Source organism: Jezberella sp. (genome assembly GCF_964834465.1).
This window is the reverse complement of the sequence record NZ_CBAZRM010000042.1, coordinates 1-3,422: the sequence shown is the minus strand read 5'-3', so window position 1 is coordinate 3,422 and position 3,422 is coordinate 1. Positions and strand designations below refer to the sequence as shown.

General features: G+C 56.9%; 4 protein-coding genes and 2 pseudogenes. All 6 read left to right on the top strand.

Annotated features, from left to right (window positions below; translation table 11 throughout):
- A pseudogene (locus AC1W8Y_RS14940) lies at positions 1-862 on the top strand (hypothetical protein); the annotation flags it as partial.
- Positions 863-914: 52 nt separating this feature from the next.
- Complete coding sequence (locus tag AC1W8Y_RS14935; protein WP_482015285.1) at positions 915-1,721, top strand: hypothetical protein; 807 nt, start codon at positions 915-917, stop codon at positions 1,719-1,721.
- Positions 1,722-1,724: 3 nt separating this feature from the next.
- The gene (locus AC1W8Y_RS14930; protein WP_482015284.1) at positions 1,725-1,883 is read left to right on the top strand and encodes a hypothetical protein; all 159 of its coding nucleotides are present in this window, start codon (positions 1,725-1,727) and stop codon (positions 1,881-1,883) included.
- Between the two features lie 7 nt (positions 1,884-1,890).
- Positions 1,891-2,238, top strand: coding sequence for a hypothetical protein (locus AC1W8Y_RS14925; RefSeq protein ID WP_482015283.1), 348 nt, complete (start codon positions 1,891-1,893; stop codon positions 2,236-2,238).
- Between the two features lie 43 nt (positions 2,239-2,281).
- Positions 2,282-3,007, top strand: a complete 726-nt coding sequence (locus AC1W8Y_RS14920) for a hypothetical protein (protein ID WP_482015282.1) — start codon at positions 2,282-2,284, stop codon at positions 3,005-3,007.
- Positions 3,008-3,025: 18 nt separating this feature from the next.
- Positions 3,026-3,422, top strand: a pseudogene (locus tag AC1W8Y_RS14915) (hypothetical protein); the annotation flags it as partial.

Genomic DNA, 3,422 nt, shown 5'->3' with positions numbered 1-3,422 from the left:
AATGGAAATGTGCGGGGCCATTACCCAGCGCATCAACCAGTCGCTCGATGTGAACGAGATGATGATGGGGGCCATGCCCAAGGGGAGAAAAAACAATGCCGCGATGGGTGCCCAGCAACAGGAGCAATCCGTCGCTGTGATCGACCACGCCGAGCGCTTCGAGGAAGCCATCCTTGACCCCCTGATGGAGTTGATATTTGAGTACGACGCGCAGTTTCGGGATGCCGACCTGACGGTACTTAACATGGGCGAGATCGGCGTCAAGGCTCAAATGCAGACCATCCCCTCACAGCAGTGGGGTGAGCGGTATTTTTTCCAATGGGTCGGTACGCAGTTTGTCATGAACACGAGCCGTATCCAGCAACAAATTGCGCTAATGAACGTGCTGCGTGGCATCCCACCGCAGCAACTCAACGGGCGCAAGCTGGACATTACGCCTATTTTGGAAAACATGGTCGAAAATACTTTTGGTGTCGAGATGGGGTCGCGCATCCTTATCGACGAGCGAAACATGTACACCGTTCCCCCGGAGATCGAGGACGAAATGTTGCTCAACGGCATCATGGTCGAGCCCCACGAGGGCGACAACGACATGGAGCATATGAGGGCGCACCAGATTGCCGGTCAAAAATCGGGAGACCCCAGCGGCCTTATCCGAACCCATATTCAAAGCCACGCCAAACAAATGGAAAAGAAGAGGCAGATGGCAAATCCTCAACCCCAACAAGGGGCACCGGGCCAAGGTATGCCAGGGGGCGCGGGCCCGGGGGTTCCCGGAACCCCTAGAATGGGGGCACAACCAGCGCCGCAGCGGCCAGTCCAGGCACCACCCGGGCAATTGCCGATGCCCCATGCAGGTTGACAATTTTTCCGTAACCCGGCTACAGTAGCCATATTTCTTTTTGGAGAACACCATGAAACTGACTTTCAAAACCCTTGCTTCCAAAATCATGGCGTCCCTGTCGCCACGAGTGATTCAAAGCGCAACGCCCATTGTGAACGGCGCGATGGTCGATCAACCTGCACTCGGGGTAACCCTTGCGCAGCTTGCAGCCAACGGGGCCTCTGCCGCAGGCGGTGTGAACTACAACTCTTTGGCCGGAACGACCACAACCCTGACCGCACTGTCAGCGGCTGTTGTCTTGCTGACCGCAGGCTCCGCCGTAACTGTTACGCTGGATAGCGCGTACAACATCGTTGCCAACTTGCCTCAACCCGCCAGTGTCGGCCAAAAGTTCACATTTGACATTGTGACCACGGCCAGCACCACGGTTGCCACCCCGACGCTGAGCGATACCGCCGTGACCTTGGCCGGTACGACCTCCGTTCTGGCTGCGGCCAAACGCAGCTACCAAGGCGTTATCACCCAACTGACCAGCACCTCGGGTATCACCACCACGGCGGGGACGGGCTTTACTTCTATTGCCCAGGTTGGATCAACCAATAACTACACCGTCACCCTGACGACCAACGCGGTTGTCCCCACGGTGGGCCAGTTGATCTATCTGGCTGTCAGCACCGGAACCCTGCCAAGCGGCTGGTATCCCATCAACAAGGTGTCATCTGCGACCAGCTTCGTGATCGCTGCTCCGGCGTCGGCGTCGGCTTGGACAGCAACCGCCGCCACGGTGGGCACTTCGGTCATTGCCCCGGCAACGTACAGCCCCCTGGTGACCATCACCGGCCTGTATTCGACTGTCACGGCAATCATGAGCGCGTAAACCATGACTGACTTTTCCATTCCCCCGGATCAGCGGCCCCCGATCAACCCGCCGCAACCTCAGCCTGTCGCTCCGGTGCAAAGCACATTTGACGTGCCGCCAGTCGAAGGGGTGCAGGAAGACCAAACGGACAGCGCCAATGGTACGGACGTTACGGGTTGATGAGCCCTTGGTGGCTCGGTCGGTTAGCTTTTTTTGGTACAAGCGCATCTACCTTGGAAACAAGTGGGACCGCTTACCGACCGAGCAGCGCGACGCTGTGATCGCCCATGAGCTTGGGCATTGCCTGAAACATCACACGGAATGGCGTGCGCTCGCTTTATTTTTTCCATTTTTTATTCCGTCGCTTTGCCGCCATCAGGAGTTTGAAGCTGATGCCTACGCTTGCGAGCAGGGGCATGGGCCAGCTTTGCACAAACTTTTAGGCTATGAGGCCATGCGCGGGCCTTACCATCCAACAAATTTTGAGCGCCGACAAAAATTGGTGCATAATAAATTTTTCGCCCGGCCTTCGTAAGGGGCTAATCGCCTAGTTCGGCGTAACCGACTGAGGAGCTAGTATGTGGTTTTTTTTGATGATGCTGAAAGCCTATTTGTCGCCAAGGATTGAACCTGACGACGAACCTACCGACCCGGAAGAGCCGGAGGAACCTACCGACCCGGAGGAACCTACCGACCCGGAAGAGCCAATTGCGCCGCGTGTAAGCCGGGCGCAACAAGCAATTGTCAAGGCTCGGGAACGTGCGCAAAAGGCAGAGCAGGAATTGGCTGTGGCGAAAGCCCAGTTGAACTTGCAGCAAAGTGCGTCCAATCAACCGAAAGGGCCAACACAAGAGCAGGTTTTGTGGGAGCAGGAGGAGAAGGTACTACGAGACCCCGAGGCGCAGGACTGGCAGAAATATGCAGTCAATGCAAACCGGGCATCGCGTGCCGCTCAAGCCAGTGCAAACATGGCGCTCCAGCAAACGCATGACATTGCCGACCGCACGGCCTTTGCGCAGCTTGCAGTGACCAAACCTCACTTGCATTCGGCCTACAAAGATCGTGTGGAGGAAATGCTCAAAGAGTCTCGTGCCAAGGGTAACAACCCTGCTCGCACAGACGTGTTGGCGTATTTAGTTGGGCAAGATACACTGAACGGCAAGCTGAAAGCATCAGCGGGAAAAACCGGAAAACCGGCATCAACAGCGCGGGCGTCCGCACGGTCTGATGTTACGAGCAACGCTCGTGGCAGCATGTCCGAAGCCGACAAGCGTGCCAAGAGGCTGGAGAATGTTCGGATTTAACCTCTTTTGGAGTACGCCATGAAATATCTCGCATTGGCCTTTATGGCCATCCTGTCTACCGTCGCGCAAGCGTTTGGCGGGTATCTTTCCCCCGGTCTGACCAACTACAGCCCTGGCCCGAACGGCCAGACGCTGGGCAACGACATTGAGTTGCACATCGCTGATGAGGTGTTGCGCATCGCTCAGCGTCAGTTGGTCGCCTATCAGTTCGGTCAACCCATTACCCTGCAAAAGCAGACCGGCGTGGTGTACACCGCAACCCGATATGAACGACTCCCCCTCCCGTTTGCCCCCTTGTCCGAAGGCGTTGCAGCGCAAGGTCAACCGATCACGATTGCCCAAGTGTCCGCCACAGCGCAGCAATGGGGTGACCTGGTTCGCGTGACGGACGTTGCCGACATGACCATCAAACACC

Coding starts and splice junctions, on each gene's coding strand:
- AC1W8Y_RS14935 (WP_482015285.1), top strand. CDS start 915: ATGAAACTGACTTTCAAAACCCTTGCTTCCAAAATCATGGCGTCCCTG.
- AC1W8Y_RS14930 (WP_482015284.1), top strand. CDS start 1,725: ATGACTGACTTTTCCATTCCCCCGGATCAGCGGCCCCCGATCAACCCG.
- AC1W8Y_RS14920 (WP_482015282.1), top strand. CDS start 2,282: ATGTGGTTTTTTTTGATGATGCTGAAAGCCTATTTGTCGCCAAGGATT.